Consider the following 15,292-nt stretch of genomic DNA (forward strand, 5'->3'; position numbering starts at 1 on the left):
AGGCCGGGTCGTTCATCCACAGATTCCGGATGCGCGACCCGGCCTTTCCCGTCTCCTGGCACCATCGGGGCATGCCCCCCTCGTTGCCCTTCCTCCTCGGCCCCGCCGAGCTCCCGCTGGCCGAACTCCACGCCGCCCGCCTCGACGGCGAGCTCGTCGGAGTCGGCGACCGCTTCTCTCCCCCCGACATCGCCCGAACGGTCGACCTGCGCGGAGCGCGCGAGCTGAGGGCGCTGGCCCTGGTACCCCGGCTGCCGGCCGGCCTCGTGGTCGAACGGCGCACCGCCGCGTGGCTGCACGGCGCCTGGGCGGCACCGCCGGCCCCGCTCGAGCTCTGCCTGCGCAGCGATCACCGGGTGCGCGTGGGGCCGAACGTCGCGTGGACGCTGAGGCAGGCGGTGCTCCGGCCCGACGAGCTGCTGCTCGTGCGGGGCGTGCTCAGCACCACGCCTCTCCGCACGGCGCTCGACCTGCTGCGCCTGCAGCCCGACGGCGGTTTCGACCGGCGGCACCGCAGCGCGATCGTCACTCTGCTGCTGATGCAGTCCCACGGCCGCGAGCGGGCCGAAGCCGTGCTGCACCGCTCACCGCACCTGCCGCACAAGCAGCGCGCGCTCGACCGCCTGGCGGCCCTGGAGCTCTGACCCCGCCCACGCCGGACACACCCGACGCCGGGACCCCGAGCGGTGCCGAGGACCCAAGCCACGGCGGGCGCTCGAGCGGCGGCCGGTGTTCGCTCAGCCGCCGCTGACGCGGTAGACGTCGTAGACGGCGTCGATGCGTCGCACGGCGTTCAGCACCCGGTCGAGGTGGGTGGTGTCGCCCATCTCGAAGACGAAGCGGCTGATCGCGAGACGATCGCTCGAGGTGTTGACCGAGGCGGAGAGGATGTTCACGTGATGCTCTGAGAGCACCCGCGTGACGTCGGAGAGCAGCCCGGAGCGGTCGAGCGCCTCGACCTGGATCTGCACCAGGAAGACGCTCTTGGACGACGGCGCCCACTCCACGTCGATCATGCGCTCGGGCTCGTTCAGCAGCGACGCCACGTTGTGGCAGTCCGACTGGTGCACCGAGACGCCCGAGCCCCGGGTCACGAAGCCGACGATCGGGTCGCCCGGCACCGGGGTGCAGCACTTGGCGAGCTTCACCAGGATGTCGGGAGCCCCCCGCACGAGCACGCCGGAGTCGCTGTGCGTCACCCGCGGCCGGTTGCCCACGAAGACGTCGACGTCGGAGTCGTCGCTCTCGACCTCGGTCTGCAGCGAGGCGAGCACCTTCTCGATCACCGACTGGGTCGAGATGTGACCCTCACCGATGGCCGCGTACAGGCCCGAGACGTTGTCGTAGTGCAGCTGCGAGGCCACATCGGCGATCGAGTCCTGGCTCATCAGCTTCTGCAGCGGCAGGTTCTGCTTGCGCATCGCCCGGGCGATGGCGTCGCGGCCCTGCTCGATGGCCTCGTCACGCCGCTCCTTGGTGAACCACTGGCGGATCTTGTTGCGCGCGCGGGGGCTCTGCACGAAGCTCAGCCAGTCCTGCGAGGGGCCGGAGTCGGGGTTCTTGGAGGTGAACACCTCGACGACGTCGCCCGAGCCCAGGGTGGAATCCAGCGGCACGAGCCGCCCGTTCACCTTGGCGCCCATGGTGCGGTGCCCCACCTCGGTGTGCACGGCGTAGGCGAAGTCGACGGGGGTCGCGCCGGCGGGCAGGCCGATCACCTTGCCCTTGGGCGTGAAGACGTAGACCTCCTTCGCGCCGATCTCGAAGCGCAGCGAGTCGAGGAACTCACCGGGGTCGACGGTCTCGGCCTGCCAGTCGCTGATGCGGGCGAGCCAGGCCATGTCGGTGTCGGGCATGCCGGTGGGAGCGGCCGAGGAGGACTTGCCGCCGTTCATCCGCTCCTTGTACTTCCAGTGCGCCGCGACACCGAACTCGGCGCGCTGGTGCATCTCGGTGGTGCGGATCTGGATCTCGACGGGACGCCCGCCCGGGCCGATCACCGTGGTGTGCAGCGACTGGTACAGGTTGAACTTCGGCGTCGCGATGTAGTCCTTGAAGCGGCCGGGGATCGGGTTCCAGCGCGCATGGATCGAGCCGAGCACCGCGTAGCAGTCCCGCACCGTGTTCACCAGCACACGGATGCCCACCAGGTCGTAGATCTCGTCGAACTCGCGGCCGCGCACGATCATCTTCTGGTAGATCGAGTAGTACTGCTTCGGGCGCCCGACGACCTTGCCGCGGATCTTGCCCGACTTGAGGTCGTCGCCCACGGCGTCGATGACCTGCTGCACGTACTCCTCACGCTGCGGGGTGCGCTGGCGGACGAGGTTCTCGATCTCGACGTAGAGCTTGGGGTAGAGCACGGCGAACGAGAGGTCCTCGAGCTCCCACTTGATCGACTGGATGCCAAGGCGGTGCGCCAGCGGGGCGTAGATCTCCAGCGTCTCCTTGGCCTTGCGGGCCGCCGACTCGGCGGGCACGAAGCCCCAGGTGCGGGCGTTGTGCAGCCGGTCGCAGAGCTTGATGATGAGCACGCGGATGTCACGCGACATCGCGACGATCATCTTGCGCACCGTCTCGGCCTGCGCACTGTCGCCGTACTTGACCTTGTCGAGCTTCGTCACACCGTCGACGAGCATGGCGACCTCGTCGCCGAAGTCGTGGCGCAGCATGTCGAGCGAGTAGTCGGTGTCCTCCACCGTGTCGTGCAGGAGGGCCGCCGCGACGGCCTTCGAACCGAGGCCGAGCTCCGCGAGGATCTGAGCGACCGCGAGCGGGTGCGTGATGTACGGCTCGCCGCTGCGGCGCTTCTGGCCGTCGTGCGCCTTCTCGGCCGAGGCATAGGCCCGCTCGAGGATGGTGAGGTCGGCCTTGGGGTGGTTCGTGCGCACCGTGCGGAGCAGCTCGTCGACGGCCCCGGCCGGCTGGGCGCGGGAGAACAGGCGCGGAACGAGACGTCGCAGCGTCGCGGTCGAGGTGGTGCTCGTCTCGGTCATGTCAGGCCTCCACGACGATTATCCCCCAGCGCGGAGGGCCGGATGCACGCACGCCCCCGGCGCGATTGCGCCGAGGGCGAGCAGGCGGGCCGACCGGCGACCCGGACGAACCGATCGAGGGGCCGGCCGGGCTGCCGGATGACGTCAGGCCGAGGCGGTCGCGTCCGCGGCGACGGCGGTCTTCGCCGCGCGCTCCCGGTCGGTCTCCACGCGGGCGTCGTGCTTGCGCATCTTCGGCTCCTTCTCCCGGAACTGCACGTACAGCGGCGCCGCCACGAAGATCGTGGAGTAGGTGCCGACGATGATGCCGATCAGCAGGGCCAGCGAGATGTCACGGAGCGTCGAGGCACCGAGCACGAACGACCCGATGATCAGGATCGACGCCACGGGCAGCGCGGCCACGATCGAGGTGTTGATCGAGCGCACCAGCGTCTGGTTGATCGCGAGGTTCACCATCTCGGGGAAGGTCTGCGTGCCGCGCTCGGTCATGCCCGCCGTGTTCTCGCGGATCTTGTCGAACACCACCACCGTGTCGTAGAGCGAGTAGCCGAGGATGGTCAGGAAGCCGATCACCGCCGCCGGGGTGATCTCCAGCCCCGTGAGGCCGTAGACGCCCGCCGTGATCACGAGGTCGTGCAGCAGCGCGATCAGCGCCGCGGCCGCCATCTTCCAGGTGCGGAAGTACAGCGCCATGAACACGGCGACGAGCACGAGGAAGATCACCAGACCGCGGATGGCCTGGGTCGTGATGTCCTGCCCCCAGGTCGCGCCGATGAACGACGTGGTGACGTCGTCGGAGGGCACACCGTAGGCGGAGGCCAGCGCATCCTGAACCGTCGACGTCTGGGTCTTGTCGAGCTCGTCGGTCTGCACGCGCACCGAGTCGCCGCCGAGGGTGCTGACGCGCGGGTTCACACCCGGGGCCGCGTCGTTCACCGCATCCGTCGCCAGTGTCTGATCCATGCTCGAGACCTGCGACACGGTGAACTCCGAGCCGCCGCGGAACTCGATGCCGAACTCGTAGCCGCCGCGCAGCCACGGGCCGATCAGGGCGATCAGCACGAGCACCGCGGAGACGATGTACCAGATGCGGCGGCGGCCGACGAAGTCGATCGAGCGCTTGCCCGAGTAGAGGTCGTTTCCGAATTGGGAGAAGCTGGCCATCAGGAGTTCTTCCCCTCGTCGGTCGTACGGGTCGAGCCGGCGCCGGTGCCGCTCGAGGCGAGCTCGGCGGCCTTGCGCTCGGCGATCGTCTGGCGCTTCACGGCCTCACGGCTGGAGGAGCCCTTCTTGGCCGCGGTGACGCTCGCCGCCGGTGCCCGGAACTGCGCCCGGCCACGGTAGACGGCGCCGAGGGCCCGCGGGTCGAGGCCCGAGAGCTTGTGGCCGTCGCGGAAGAACGGCAGCTCGGCGAGCAGCGTCATGAGCGGATGCGTGAACAGCATCACCACGACGATGTCGACGATGGTCGTGAGGCCGAGCGTGAACGCGAAACCGCGCACGTTGCCGACGGCGAGCACATAGAGCACGGCGGCGGCGAGGAAGTTCACCGCGTCGGAGGCGGTGATCGTGCGGATCGCGCGCTTCCAGCCGGCCTGCACCGAGGAGTTCAGAGCGCGACCGTCACGCAGCTCGTCGCGTATTCGCTCGAAGTACACGATGAAGGAGTCGGCCGTGATGCCGATCGCGACGATCAGACCCGCGACGCCGGCGAGCGACAGGCGGAAGTCGATGCGCCACGACATCAGCGTGACCAGGAGGTAGGTGAGCGCCGCCGCCACGACCAGCGAGGCGATGGTGACCGTGCCGAGCAGCCGGTACTGCAGCAGCGAGTAGATCACCACGAGGATCAGGCCGATGGCGCCGGCGATGAGCCCGGAGAGCAGCTGCGTCGAGCCGAGCGTGGCCGAGATGGCCTCGGACGACTGCGTCTCGAAGCCGATCGGCAGGGCACCGAACTTCAGCTGGTCGGCCAGGGACTGCGCCGAGTTCTGCGTGAACGAGCCCGAGATCTGGGCCTTGCCGTCGGTGAAGGCGCCGCCCGTGGTGGGGGCCGTGATCACCTTGCCGTCGAGCACGATGGCGAACTGGTTCTGCACGCCCTGCAGCCCGAACAGGCGGGTGGTGACGTCGGCGAACTTCGCGGTGCCGGCGTCGTTGAACGAGATGTCGACGACCCACTGGCCGGTGGAGGCGCCCTGCTGGGTGGTCGCCACTCCGGCCGAGGCGTCGGCGATGTCGGCGCCCTCGATCTCGACGGGGCCGAGCAGATACTTCACGCCGTTGTCGTCGCAGGTGACGAGCGGCTGGTCGGCGGGCGCCTGGCCCGCGTCCTCAGCGGCCTCGGACGCGCAGTCGAAGCTGTCGAACTGCGCCTGCAGGGCCGGGGTGACGTAGGCCAGGTCGCTGCCGTTGGTGGGCGTCGCCGTGGGGACGGTCGACAGGCTCGGGTCGGGCGAGGCGCTCGGCGAGGTGCTGGCCGACGGGGTGGCGACCCCGGCGAGCAGCACGGCGCGGAAGTCGAGCTTCGCCGAGGACTCGATGCGGTTCAGCGTGGCGTCGTCGGGCTGGCCCGGGATCGACACCACGACGTTGCGCGCGCCCTGGGTGGTGACCTCGGCCTCGGAGACGCCGCTGGCGTCGACGCGCTGGCGGATGATCGACACCGCCTGGTCGAGCTGTTCGGAGGAGACCTCCTGGCCCGACTCCAGCTTCGGCGTCAGGATGATCTGCGTGCCGCCCTCGAGGTCGAGGGCGAGCTTCGGGGTCCATGTGGCGGTGCTGAACAGCACCCCTCCGGCGATCGTTCCGATCAGGACTGCGAAGATCACTCCGAGCCAGATCAGCGTCTTCCACGCCTTCTTCACGGCGGTCGATTGTGCCACCAGTTACTCAGCTTTCTGTACGCTCGAGCGCCATCGCGACGAGCGTGAGTCAGAGGTCGGACGAGTTGCTACTCGTCGCCCTTCTTGTCGGACTTTGCGGCGGAGTCGGGGGCATCCGTAATGCGGGTGGTGGGGCCGTCGAGCAGCGGGGTCGCGCTCGCGTCGGCGTCGTCGAGGCGCTCGCCATAGGCGGGCTCGCCGTCGAGGGCGACCGTCTCGTCGTCGATCGGAGCGAGCGGCGAAGGGGTGACCACGCGGGTGACCGTCTGCCGGTGAACCTTCAGCACGGTGCCGGGAGTGGTCTCCAGGAGGACCTGGTTCTCCTCCTCGTCCATCTCGAGCACGGTGCCGTACACGCCGAAGTTCGTCATGACCTCGGCGCCCACCGCCACCTTGCTCTGCAGCTCCTGGGCCTCGCGCTGACGCTTGCGGCTGTTGCGGAACATGAAGATCACCAGGACGGCCAGAACGACCAGCATGACGATAGTTAACGGATCGAATGCCATGAAAAACGGCGCCTTCCAGATGGTGGGGGTTGTTGAGCGAGGAACAGCTTAGGGTGCTGAGCCTGAAGACCAGCTTGAATTATAGGTCATCGCCGAACAGGGCCGCGGAATCGCGCTCCAGGCCGAAGTGGGCCCAGCCCGCCTTCGTGGCGATCCGGCCCCGCGGGGTGCGCGAGATCAGGCCGATCCGCACGAGGAACGGCTCGACCACGGCCTCGATGGTCTCGGCCTCCTCGCCGACCGACACGGCGAGCGTGCTGAGCCCGACGGGGCCGCCGTCGAAGCGCTGCAGGATGGTGGTCATCACCGCGCGGTCGAGGCGGTCCAGGCCCAGCTCGTCGACGTCGTAGAGCTCGAGGGCGGCACGGACGGCGGAGAGGGTCGCATCGGTGCCTGCCACGAGCGCGAAGTCGCGCACGCGCCGCAGCAGGCGGTTCGCGATGCGGGGCGTGCCCCGGGAGCGCGACGCGATTTCGCGCAGCGACTCCTCCTCGATCTCGACGCCGAGCAGGGCCGCCGCCCGGTGCAGCACGCGAACCAGTTCCTCGGTCTCGTAGAACTCCAGGTGCGCGGTGAAGCCGAAGCGGTCGCGCAGCGGGTTCGGCAGCAGGCCCGAGCGGGTGGTCGCGCCGACCAGGGTGAACGGCGCCAGGTCGAGCGGGATGCTCGTCGCCCCCGCCCCCTTGCCCACCATGATGTCGATGCGGAAGTCCTCCATCGCGAGATAGAGCATCTCCTCGGCGGAGCGCGCCATCCGGTGGATCTCGTCGATGAAGAGCACCTCGCCCGGCACGAGCGAGGAGAGCACCGCGGCCAGGTCGCCGGCGTGCTGGATGGCCGGTCCGCTCGTCATCCGGAGCGGACGGCCGGTCTCGTGCGCCACGATCATCGCGAGCGTCGTCTTGCCGAGCCCGGGCGGGCCGGCGAGCAGGATGTGGTCGGGCGTGCGGTCCTGCATGGCGGCCGCGTCGAGCAGCAGCTGCAGCTGACCGCGCACCTTGCGCTGGCCCACGAACTCCGCGAGCGACTTGGGGCGCAGGGCGCCCTCGAAGGCCACCTCGGCATCGCCCTCGACCTCGGGGTTCACGACCTCGTTGCCGTCGAAGGCCGGGGTCATCGCGCTCCCCCGGTGTTCTTGGCCGGGCCGAGCACCGCGAGGGCGAGCCGCAGCAGGGTCTGCACGTTGCCGGCATCGACCGCGGAGGCGCTTTCGAGCACCTCGTCGAGGGCTGCGGTGGCGCTGCGCTCGGGGTAGCCGAGGCCGACCAGCGCGCGCTCGACGTTGCCGCGCACCACGGGCGAGGTGCCGGCGGCCGGCTCCTCGGGCGCGGGGGCGTGACGCAGGGCGAGCTTGCCGGCGAGCGAGACGACGATGAGCTTCGCGGTCTTCGGGCCGATGCCCGAGACCTTGCGGAAGACGGCGTCGTCCTCGCGGGCGACGGCCGACGCGACCTCGGAGGGCGTCACCTCGGCGAGCACACCGAGCGCAGACTTCGGCCCGACACCGGTCACCCCGACGAGCGCGGAGAAGATGTCGAGCGAGTCCTGGTCGGGGAAGCCGAACAGCGACAGGCTGTCCTCCCGCACGATCAGCGTGGTCAGCACGGTCGTCTCCGAACCGGTTCGGAGACTGAGGGCGTGCCGCGGCGTGACGGCCACCGAGAAGCCGACACCGCCCACGTCGATGACGGCGGTACCGCCCGAGAGGGAGAGCACGGTGCCGCGCAAGGCAGAGATCATCAGGCCAGCCTACGGGCGGCCACCCGCGACTTCGTCCCTTGCTCGGCGGCGCGCCATGCCTGCTGGGCGGGGGTGAGGCCCGATGCTCCGGATGCGGTGACCGGACCCGCGGGAGGAAGACGCCAGGCGTGGCAGATCGCCAGGGCGAGCGCATCCGCCGCATCGGCCGGGCGCGGGATCTCGGCGAGCTTCAGCACCTTGGCGACCATCGTGCCGACCTGCTTCTTGTCGGCCTGGCCGTAGCCGGTGATGGCGGCCTTCACCTCGGACGGGGTGTGCAGCCCGACCGGCAGCGAACGGCGCGCCGCGGCGAGCAGGGCGATGCCGCTGACCTGCGCCGTGCCCATCACGGTGCGCACGTTGTGCTGGGCGAAGACCCGCTCCACCGCGAGGTGGTCAGGACGGTGCTCGTCGAGCACCGCCTCGATTCCGGCCGCGACGGCCAGGAGGCGGAGCTCGAGCGGCATCTCGGGCGGGGTCTGGATGACGGAGACGTGAACCAGCACCGCGGTGCGGGTCGGCGAGACGTCGACGATGCCCACACCGCAACGGGTCAGCCCGGGGTCGATACCCAGCACTCTCATGCCACACCCCTCATGCGTCGCCCTTCCGACCGCTCGGGACCACCCGGATCAGCTCGGGACCACCCGGATCAGTCGGACTCGTCCTCGAGCTCGGCCTGCACCTCGGGCGTCAGGTCCATGTTCGTGTAGATGTTCTGCACGTCGTCGGAGTCCTCCAGGCCGTCGATCAGCCGGAACACCTTGCGGGCGGTCTCGGCGTCCGCCTCGACCTGCAGGCTCGCGACGAACTCGACGTCGGCCGAGTCGTAGTCGATGCCGGCCTCCTGCAGCGCGGTGCGCGCGGCGACCATGTGCGAGGGATCGGTGAGCACCTCGAACGTCTCGCCCCGGTCGGTGACCTCCTCGGCGCCGGCGTCGAGAACCGCCATCAGCACGTCGTCCTCGGTGAGCTCGCCGGCGTGGGCGACGGTGATGACGCCCTTGCGGCTGAAGTTGTAGGCCACGCTGCCGGGGTCGGCCATGGTGCCGCCGTTGCGGGTCATGGCGGTGCGCACGTCGGCCGCGGCGCGGTTCTTGTTGTCGGTGAGGCACTCGATCAGCAGGGCGATGCCGTTCGGGCCGTAGCCCTCGTACATGATGGTCTGGTAGTCGATGACCTCACCGGTGAGGCCGGCTCCGCGCTTGATGGCGCGGTCGATGTTGTCGTTCGGCACCGAGGTCTTCTTGGCCTTCTGCACCGCGTCGACGAGAGTGGGGTTGCCCGACATGTCGGCACCGCCGATCTTGGCGGCCACCTCGATGTTCTTGATGAGCTTCGCGAACGACTTGGCACGGCGCGCGTCGATGACGGCCTTCTTGTGCTTGGTGGTCGCCCATTTAGAGTGTCCGGACACGAGGTTCTCCTTCGGAAGTCGGTGACAAGTCTACGCGAGGGCGCTCTCAGGAGCGGGAGGACCGCGCGGCGACCTTGTCGAGGAAGTACTGGTGGAAGCGGTAGTCGGCCGTCATCTCGGGGTGGAACGAGGTGCCGAGGAGGCTCCCCTGCTCGACCGCCACGACGGTGCCGTCGGCCAGCGTGGCGAGGGCCCGCGCCCCCGGCCCGAGCGAGTCGACCACCGGTGCGCGGATGAAGACCGCGTGCATCGGCGGCTCCCCCAGCACCGGCACGTCGAGCTCGGCCTCGAACGAGTCGGTTTGCGAGCCGAAGGCGTTGCGGCGCACGGCGACGTCGAGACCGCCCAGGCTCTGCTGACCCCGGATGCCGTCGAGCACCCGGTCGGCCAGCATGATCAGGCCGGCGCACGTGCCGTAGACGGGCAGGCCCTCCCCGATGCGGCGCTTCAGCGTCTCGGCCACGCCGAAGGCGCGGGACAGCTTGTCCATCACGCTCGACTCGCCGCCCGGGATGACGAGGCCCGAGACGAGCTCGACCTCCTCGGGACGGCGCACCGGAACGGCCTCGGCACCCAGGCCGCGGAGCACGGCGAGGTGCTCGCGGAAGTCGCCCTGCAGGGCGAGCACCCCGACCGGCGGCGTACTACCAGCCACGCTCGGCGAGGCGGTGCGGGGCGGGGACGTCGGCGACGTTGATGCCGACCATCGCCTCGCCGAGACCGCGCGACACCTCGGCGATGACGCTCGGGTCGTCATAGAAGGTGGTCGCCTTCACGACGGCCGCGGCGCGTGCCGCCGGGTTGCCCGACTTGAAGATGCCGGAGCCGACGAACACGCCGTCGGCGCCGAGCTGCATCATCATGGCCGCGTCGGCCGGGGTGGCGACGCCGCCCGCGGTGAAGAGGACGACGGGGAGCGAGCCGGTCTCGGCGACCTCGACCACGAGGTCGTAGGGCGCCTGCAGCTCCTTGGCGGCGACGTACAGCTCGTCCTTGGACATGCTGGACAGGCGAGCGATCTCCTGCTTGATGGTGCGGATGTGCTTGGTCGCCTCGGAGACGTCGCCGGTGCCGGCCTCGCCCTTCGAGCGGATCATGGCCGCGCCCTCGGTGATGCGGCGGAGCGCTTCGCCGAGGTTGGTGGCACCGCAGACGAAGGGGATGGTGAAGTTCCACTTGTCGATGTGGTTGACGTAGTCGGCGGGGCTCAGCACCTCGGACTCGTCGATGTAGTCGACGTTCAGCGCGTGCAGCACCTGGGCCTCGACGAAGTGGCCGATACGGGCCTTCGCCATCACGGGGATGGACACCTCGGCGATGATCGACTCGATCAGGTCGGGGTCGCTCATGCGGGCGACGCCGCCCTGCGAGCGGATGTCGGCGGGGACGCGCTCGAGCGCCATCACGGCGACCGCTCCGGCGTCTTCGGCGATGCGGGCCTGCTCGGCGGTCACGACGTCCATGATGACGCCGCCCTTCAGCATCTCGGCGAGGCCTCGCTTGACGCGGCTCGAGCCGAGCTGGTGGTTGGTGGTGTCGCTCATCATGTCCTTTCGGGAAGCAGGAGAATCCTACCGTGCAGCGGGGGCGGGCCAGGCCGCCTGGACCATCGCGCGCACGTCGCCGAGGAGCTGCGGCAGGGCCTTCGTGCGGGCGATGATCGGGAAGAAGTTCGCATCCGACGCCCAGCGCGGCACGATGTGCTGGTGCAGGTGCCCGGCGACGCCGGCGCCGGCGACGCGGCCCTGGTTCATGCCGATGTTGAAGCCGTCGCAGTTCGACACGGCCGTGAGCACGCGCATGGCCGTCTGGGTGAGGCTCGCGATCTCGGCGACCTCGGCATCCGTCGCCAGGTCGTACGTCGACACGTGCCGGTAGGGGCAGACGAGCAGGTGGCCGGAGTTGTAGGGGAAGAGGTTCAGCAGCACGTAGGCGTGCTCGCCGCGGGCGACGATCAGGCCCTCCTCGTCGGAGAGCGTGGGCGCGCGGTCGAACGGGCACTCGTCGATGTGCGGCTGCGGGCCGCCCTCGATGTAGGCCATGCGGTGCGGGGTCCAGAGGCGCTGGAAGGCGTCGGGGACCCCGGCGAACTCGGCCGCGCTCTGCAGCTCGTCGTGCGCGCCGTGCTCGTGCTGCTCCATCAGAGCTGGCCGGCGGTGGTGACCTGCAGGTGCTTCTCGACGCTCGCCACGATGCGCTCGATGGCCTCGTCGGCGGCGACGCCGTTCTCCTGCGAGCCGTCGCGGAAGCGGAAGCTGACCGAGCCCGCCGCCACGTCCTCGCCGCCGGCGATGAGCAGCACCGGCACCTTGTCCTTGGTGTGGGTGCGGATCTTCTTCTGCATGCGGTCGCCCGAGTCGTCGAGCTGCGCGCGGATGCCGCGCTTCTTCAGCCGCCTGATCACCTCGGCGAGGTAGTCGGCGTGGTCGTCGGAGATCGGGATGCCCACCACCTGCACCGGTGCCAGCCACACCGGGAACGCCCCCGCGTAGTGCTCGAGCAGGATCGCGAAGAAGCGCTCGATCGAGCCGAGCAGGGCGCGGTGGATCATCACGGGCTGCTGACGGGAGCCGTCGGGCGCGGTGTACTCGAGCTCGAACAGCTCGGGCTGGTTGAAGTCGAGCTGGATGGTCGACAGCTGCCAGGTGCGGCCGATGGCGTCGCGCGCCTGCACCGAGATCTTCGGGCCGTAGAACGCCGCTCCCCCGGGGTCGGGCACGAGCTCGAGGCCCGAGGCGAGGGCGACCTCGCGGAGCGTCTCGGTCGCGGTCTCCCACATCTCGTCGGTGCCGACGGACTTCTCGGGGTCGCGGGTCGACAGCTCGAGGTAGAAGTCGTCGAGACCGTAGCCGCGGAGCACCTCCAGCATGAAGTCGATCTGACGGGTGAGCTCCTCGCGCACCTCGCCGGGCGCGACGTAGATGTGCGCGTCGTCCTGGGTGAGGCCGCGCACGCGGGTGAGGCCCGAGAGCGTTCCGCTCTTCTCGTAGCGGTACACGGTGCCGAACTCGGCGAGACGCAGCGGCAGCTCGCGGTAGCTGCGGCCGCGCGCCCGGAAGACCAGGTTGTGCATCGGGCAGTTCATGGGCTTGAGGTAGTAGTCCTGGCCCTGGCGGGTGATGTTGCCCTCGGCGTCCTGCTCCTCGTCGAGGTGCATCGCCGGGAACATGCCCTCCTTGTACCAGTGCAGGTGCTGGCTGGTCTCGAACAGGTGCGCCTTGGTGATGTGCGGGGTGTTGACGAGCTCGTAGTCGTTCGCCACGAGCTGGCGGCGCAGGTAGTCCTCGATCTCGGAGCGGATGATGCCGCCCTTCGGGTGGAAGACTGCGAGGCCCGATCCGATCTCGTCGGGGAAGGAGAACAGGTCGAGCTCGGCGCCGAGCTTGCGGTGGTCGCGCTTCGCGGCCTCCTCGAGACGGGTCTGATAGGCGCGCAGCTCGTCCTTCGTGGGCCAGGCGGTGCCGTAGACGCGCTGCAGCTGCTTGTTCTTCTCGGAGCCGCGCCAGTACGCCGCCGCGAGGCGGGTGAGCGCGAAGCCGTTGCCGATCATCCGTGTGCTCGGCAGGTGCGGGCCGCGGCAGAGGTCCTTCCAGACGGTCTCGCCGGTCTTCGGGTCGACGTTGTCGTAGATGGTGAGCTCGGCGCCGCCGACCTCCACCGACTCGTTGTCGCCGTTCAGCTCGGCGTCGCCGTCCGTCGATCCGTCCGAGCCGCCCTTCAGGCCGATCAGCTCCAGCTTGTAGGGCTCGGCGGCCAGTTCGGCGCGGGCCTCGTCCTCGGTGACGACGCGGCGCACGAAGCGCTGGCCGGCGCGCACGATGCGCTCCATGCCCTTCTCGATGGCCTTCAGGTCGTCGGGGGTGAAGGGCTCGGCGACGTCGAAGTCGTAGTAGAAGCCGTCGGTCACCGGCGGGCCGATGCCGAGCTTCGCCTCGGGGTTGATCGCCTGCACGGCCTGCGCGGCGACGTGGGCGGCCGAGTGCCGCAGGATGGCGAGGCCGTCGGGGCTGTCGATCGTGACGGGCTCGACGGTGTCGTCGTCGCCCACGGTCGTGGCGAGGTCTTTCAGCTCTCCGTTGACGCGCAGGGCCACGACGGCCCGGTCGGTGAAGAGGTCGAATCCAGTTGCCACGCTCGCATGCTCCCTAGCTGTCGGTGCAGAACGAACCAACTCTACCGGCGCTAGGGGGTGCGGTCGGCCCTGACCTCCTTGGCCTTCGCGTACGCCTTCTTGGCGACGGCGTTCGCCTTCGTGCTGGCGCGCTTCGCGGGTTCGAACTCGGTGCCGAGCAGGGCGAGACCACCGACGGCCACGAGCGCGCCCGGGCCGGGCAGCGGGATCATCACGACGCCGAGCGCGACGGTTCCGGCCCCCACGACGCCGACGCCGGTGCGGTAGACACGGTTCACACGGGGATTGCGGCGGATGAGCTCACGAGCCTTGCCCGCGGCCACGCGAGCGGTTCCGGGGGTGCGTTCATCGGTCATGCGACGACGCTAGCCCGAGGGGCTGGGAGATCAGTCCCAGTCGAGGTAGTCCTCGATGGCCCAGGAGGTGGCGCCGACGTGGGTGGCCGGGAAACGGTGGCCGCCGCCCTCGACGGCCACGATGCTGACGAGCCCGGGGGCGGCCTCGCGGAGGGCCTCGCCGTTGGCGGGCGGGGTGACCTCGTCGGCGTCGCCCTGGATGACGAGCATCGGGATGCCCTCGGCGGGAGCCGGGAGCTCGTCTCCGGCCTCCACGCCGAACAGCAGCACGCCGTCGACGTGGTCGTGCCGGCGGTGGGCGATGTGCCGGGCGGCGGAGCCGCCGAAGCCGTGGCCGCCGATCCAGGCCGCGGGGAGCTCGAGCTGGTCGAGCAGGTCCTCGACGTCCTGCGCGGCGGTCACCGCGTCGGGCGCCTCGGCACCGGCGCGGTGGCCGATCAGCACGACGCGGAAGTCCTCCTCGACGAGCGAGTGCGCGAGCGGCGCGAGGTAGCCGATTTCCTCGCCGCGCTCGGCGACGATCACGACGGCCGGGCCCACGCCCTCGTCGGAGAAGGGGATCGCGCGGGCATCCGCATCGAAGATCTGGGTGTCGGCCATGTCGGGAGTCCTTTCGAGGGCGAACCGGCGTGCAGAATCAGAAAAACCCTCGGCCGGAGATGCTGTGCGGGCCGAGGGTTTTCGTTGTGGGCGATACTGGGATCGAACCAGTGACCTCTTCCGTGTCAGGGAAGCGCGCTACCGCTGCGCCAATCGCCCAGTGGAGACGGGCTCCTCTGGTGGTGGAGTGGAGGTGGCGACGGGATTTGAACCCGTGTGGACGGCTTTGCAGGCCGCTGCCTCGCCTCTCGGCCACGCCACCCAGTTCGTGCACTGCGATCGCTCCGGATGAACCGGAGCTCTCACAACCGAGTAACTTCACTCGAGCGGATGACGAGATTCGAACTCGCGACCCTCACCTTGGCAAGGTGATGCGCTACCACTGCGCCACATCCGCATTTCGTTCAGCATTCCTGCGAACGGATTAGACACTAGCCGACTCTTTCGGCGATTGCCAAATCGTCACCGGAACAGCGTGTCGCGCCCCCGGGTGTTCACGAGCACCCCGTTTCGTCCGCTACTATCGATAACCGCGGGCGATTGGCGCAGTTGGTAGCGCGCTTCCTTCACACGGAAGAGGTCATCGGTTCGAGTCCGGTATCGCCCACCAGAAACCTCCGCATCACCATAGGCGCAGTCCTCATAGGCGCAGTCCTCACA

Annotated in this window: 15 protein-coding genes and 4 tRNA genes; 2 read left to right on the forward strand and 17 right to left on the reverse strand. The window is 69.6% G+C overall.

The annotated features are described in order from the left end of the window. Positions 1-71: 71 nt before the first annotated feature. Positions 72-644, forward strand: a complete 573-nt coding sequence (locus HQQ85_RS03265) for an SAM-dependent methyltransferase (RefSeq protein ID WP_173181058.1) — start codon at positions 72-74, stop codon at positions 642-644. A 93-nt stretch (positions 645-737) separates the two neighbouring features. Here HQQ85_RS03265 and HQQ85_RS03270 read toward each other — a convergent pair whose 3' ends face one another. The 17 genes from HQQ85_RS03270 to HQQ85_RS03350 all read right to left on the reverse strand — a co-directional run bounded on the left by HQQ85_RS03270 (position 738) and on the right by HQQ85_RS03350 (position 15,029). Further along, on the reverse strand, positions 738-2,996 hold the full coding sequence (locus HQQ85_RS03270) for a bifunctional (p)ppGpp synthetase/guanosine-3',5'-bis(diphosphate) 3'-pyrophosphohydrolase (protein ID WP_173181059.1): 2,259 nt from the start codon (positions 2,994-2,996) through the stop codon (positions 738-740). Positions 2,997-3,140: 144 nt separating this feature from the next. Then, positions 3,141-4,160: a protein translocase subunit SecF gene (gene secF / locus HQQ85_RS03275; RefSeq protein WP_173181060.1), complete on the reverse strand. Its 1,020-nt coding sequence runs from the start codon at positions 4,158-4,160 to the stop codon at positions 3,141-3,143. Further along, positions 4,160-5,881: a protein translocase subunit SecD gene (gene secD, locus HQQ85_RS03280; protein WP_173181061.1), complete on the reverse strand. Its 1,722-nt coding sequence runs from the start codon at positions 5,879-5,881 to the stop codon at positions 4,160-4,162. The genes secF and secD overlap by 1 nt, the downstream gene beginning before the upstream one ends. A 68-nt stretch (positions 5,882-5,949) precedes the next feature. After that, positions 5,950-6,387 (reverse strand): preprotein translocase subunit YajC, encoded by a 438-nt coding sequence (yajC, locus tag HQQ85_RS03285; RefSeq protein ID WP_173181062.1) that lies wholly within the window; start codon positions 6,385-6,387, stop codon positions 5,950-5,952. Between the two features lie 79 nt (positions 6,388-6,466). After that, on the reverse strand, positions 6,467-7,504 hold the full coding sequence (gene ruvB, locus HQQ85_RS03290) for a Holliday junction branch migration DNA helicase RuvB (protein WP_173181063.1): 1,038 nt from the start codon (positions 7,502-7,504) through the stop codon (positions 6,467-6,469). Continuing rightward, positions 7,501-8,127: a Holliday junction branch migration protein RuvA gene (gene ruvA / locus HQQ85_RS03295; RefSeq protein WP_173181064.1), complete on the reverse strand. Its 627-nt coding sequence runs from the start codon at positions 8,125-8,127 to the stop codon at positions 7,501-7,503. Before ruvA ends, ruvB begins: the two co-directional genes overlap by 4 nt. Further along, positions 8,127-8,711: a crossover junction endodeoxyribonuclease RuvC gene (ruvC, locus tag HQQ85_RS03300; protein ID WP_173181065.1), complete on the reverse strand. Its 585-nt coding sequence runs from the start codon at positions 8,709-8,711 to the stop codon at positions 8,127-8,129. The genes ruvA and ruvC overlap by 1 nt, the downstream gene beginning before the upstream one ends. A gap of 68 nt (positions 8,712-8,779) precedes the next feature. Then, a complete protein-coding gene (locus HQQ85_RS03305) occupies positions 8,780-9,544 on the reverse strand; it encodes a YebC/PmpR family DNA-binding transcriptional regulator (protein ID WP_173181066.1) in 765 nt (254 codons plus the stop codon). 46 nt (positions 9,545-9,590) lie between these two features. Beyond that, positions 9,591-10,199: a pyridoxal 5'-phosphate synthase glutaminase subunit PdxT gene (gene pdxT, locus HQQ85_RS03310; protein ID WP_371741743.1), complete on the reverse strand. Its 609-nt coding sequence runs from the start codon at positions 10,197-10,199 to the stop codon at positions 9,591-9,593. After that, entirely contained in the window at positions 10,189-11,088 is a 900-nt protein-coding gene (gene pdxS / locus HQQ85_RS03315; protein ID WP_173181068.1) for a pyridoxal 5'-phosphate synthase lyase subunit PdxS, read from the reverse strand. Before pdxS ends, pdxT begins: the two co-directional genes overlap by 11 nt. A gap of 27 nt (positions 11,089-11,115) precedes the next feature. Beyond that, positions 11,116-11,685: an HIT domain-containing protein gene (locus HQQ85_RS03320; protein WP_173181069.1), complete on the reverse strand. Its 570-nt coding sequence runs from the start codon at positions 11,683-11,685 to the stop codon at positions 11,116-11,118. Next, positions 11,685-13,676, reverse strand: a complete 1,992-nt coding sequence (gene thrS / locus HQQ85_RS03325; RefSeq protein WP_371741744.1) for a threonine--tRNA ligase — start codon at positions 13,674-13,676, stop codon at positions 11,685-11,687. Before thrS ends, HQQ85_RS03320 begins: the two co-directional genes overlap by 1 nt. Positions 13,677-13,726: 50 nt before the next feature. Next, complete coding sequence (locus HQQ85_RS03330) at positions 13,727-14,032, reverse strand: PGPGW domain-containing protein (RefSeq protein WP_173181071.1); 306 nt, start codon at positions 14,030-14,032, stop codon at positions 13,727-13,729. A 30-nt stretch (positions 14,033-14,062) separates the two neighbouring features. Next, positions 14,063-14,632 (reverse strand): alpha/beta hydrolase, encoded by a 570-nt coding sequence (locus HQQ85_RS03335; protein ID WP_173181072.1) that lies wholly within the window; start codon positions 14,630-14,632, stop codon positions 14,063-14,065. An 87-nt stretch (positions 14,633-14,719) separates the two neighbouring features. Continuing rightward, a tRNA-Val gene (locus tag HQQ85_RS03340) sits at positions 14,720-14,791 on the reverse strand. Positions 14,792-14,820: 29 nt separating this feature from the next. After that, positions 14,821-14,894, reverse strand: a tRNA-Cys gene (locus HQQ85_RS03345). A gap of 63 nt (positions 14,895-14,957) precedes the next feature. Further along, positions 14,958-15,029: transfer RNA gene (locus HQQ85_RS03350), tRNA-Gly, on the reverse strand. 137 nt (positions 15,030-15,166) lie between these two features. Here HQQ85_RS03350 and HQQ85_RS03355 point away from each other — a divergent pair. Next, positions 15,167-15,242: transfer RNA gene (locus HQQ85_RS03355), tRNA-Val, on the forward strand. The last annotated feature ends 50 nt before the right edge of the window (positions 15,243-15,292 follow it).

Source organism: Herbiconiux sp. VKM Ac-2851 (assembly GCF_013205105.1).
In the GTDB taxonomy this organism is placed as follows: domain Bacteria; phylum Actinomycetota; class Actinomycetes; order Actinomycetales; family Microbacteriaceae; genus Herbiconiux; species Herbiconiux flava.

Coding starts and splice junctions, on each gene's coding strand:
- HQQ85_RS03270 (WP_173181059.1), bottom strand. CDS start 2,996: ATGACCGAGACGAGCACCACCTCGACCGCGACGCTGCGACGTCTCGTT.
- HQQ85_RS03335 (WP_173181072.1), bottom strand. CDS start 14,632: ATGGCCGACACCCAGATCTTCGATGCGGATGCCCGCGCGATCCCCTTC.
- secF (WP_173181060.1), bottom strand. CDS start 4,160: ATGGCCAGCTTCTCCCAATTCGGAAACGACCTCTACTCGGGCAAGCGC.
- HQQ85_RS03265 (WP_173181058.1), top strand. CDS start 72: ATGCCCCCCTCGTTGCCCTTCCTCCTCGGCCCCGCCGAGCTCCCGCTG.
- ruvC (WP_173181065.1), bottom strand. CDS start 8,711: ATGAGAGTGCTGGGTATCGACCCCGGGCTGACCCGTTGCGGTGTGGGC.
- ruvB (WP_173181063.1), bottom strand. CDS start 7,504: ATGACCCCGGCCTTCGACGGCAACGAGGTCGTGAACCCCGAGGTCGAG.
- ruvA (WP_173181064.1), bottom strand. CDS start 8,127: ATGATCTCTGCCTTGCGCGGCACCGTGCTCTCCCTCTCGGGCGGTACC.
- yajC (WP_173181062.1), bottom strand. CDS start 6,387: ATGGCATTCGATCCGTTAACTATCGTCATGCTGGTCGTTCTGGCCGTC.
- pdxS (WP_173181068.1), bottom strand. CDS start 11,088: ATGAGCGACACCACCAACCACCAGCTCGGCTCGAGCCGCGTCAAGCGA.
- HQQ85_RS03320 (WP_173181069.1), bottom strand. CDS start 11,685: ATGGAGCAGCACGAGCACGGCGCGCACGACGAGCTGCAGAGCGCGGCC.
- HQQ85_RS03330 (WP_173181071.1), bottom strand. CDS start 14,032: ATGACCGATGAACGCACCCCCGGAACCGCTCGCGTGGCCGCGGGCAAG.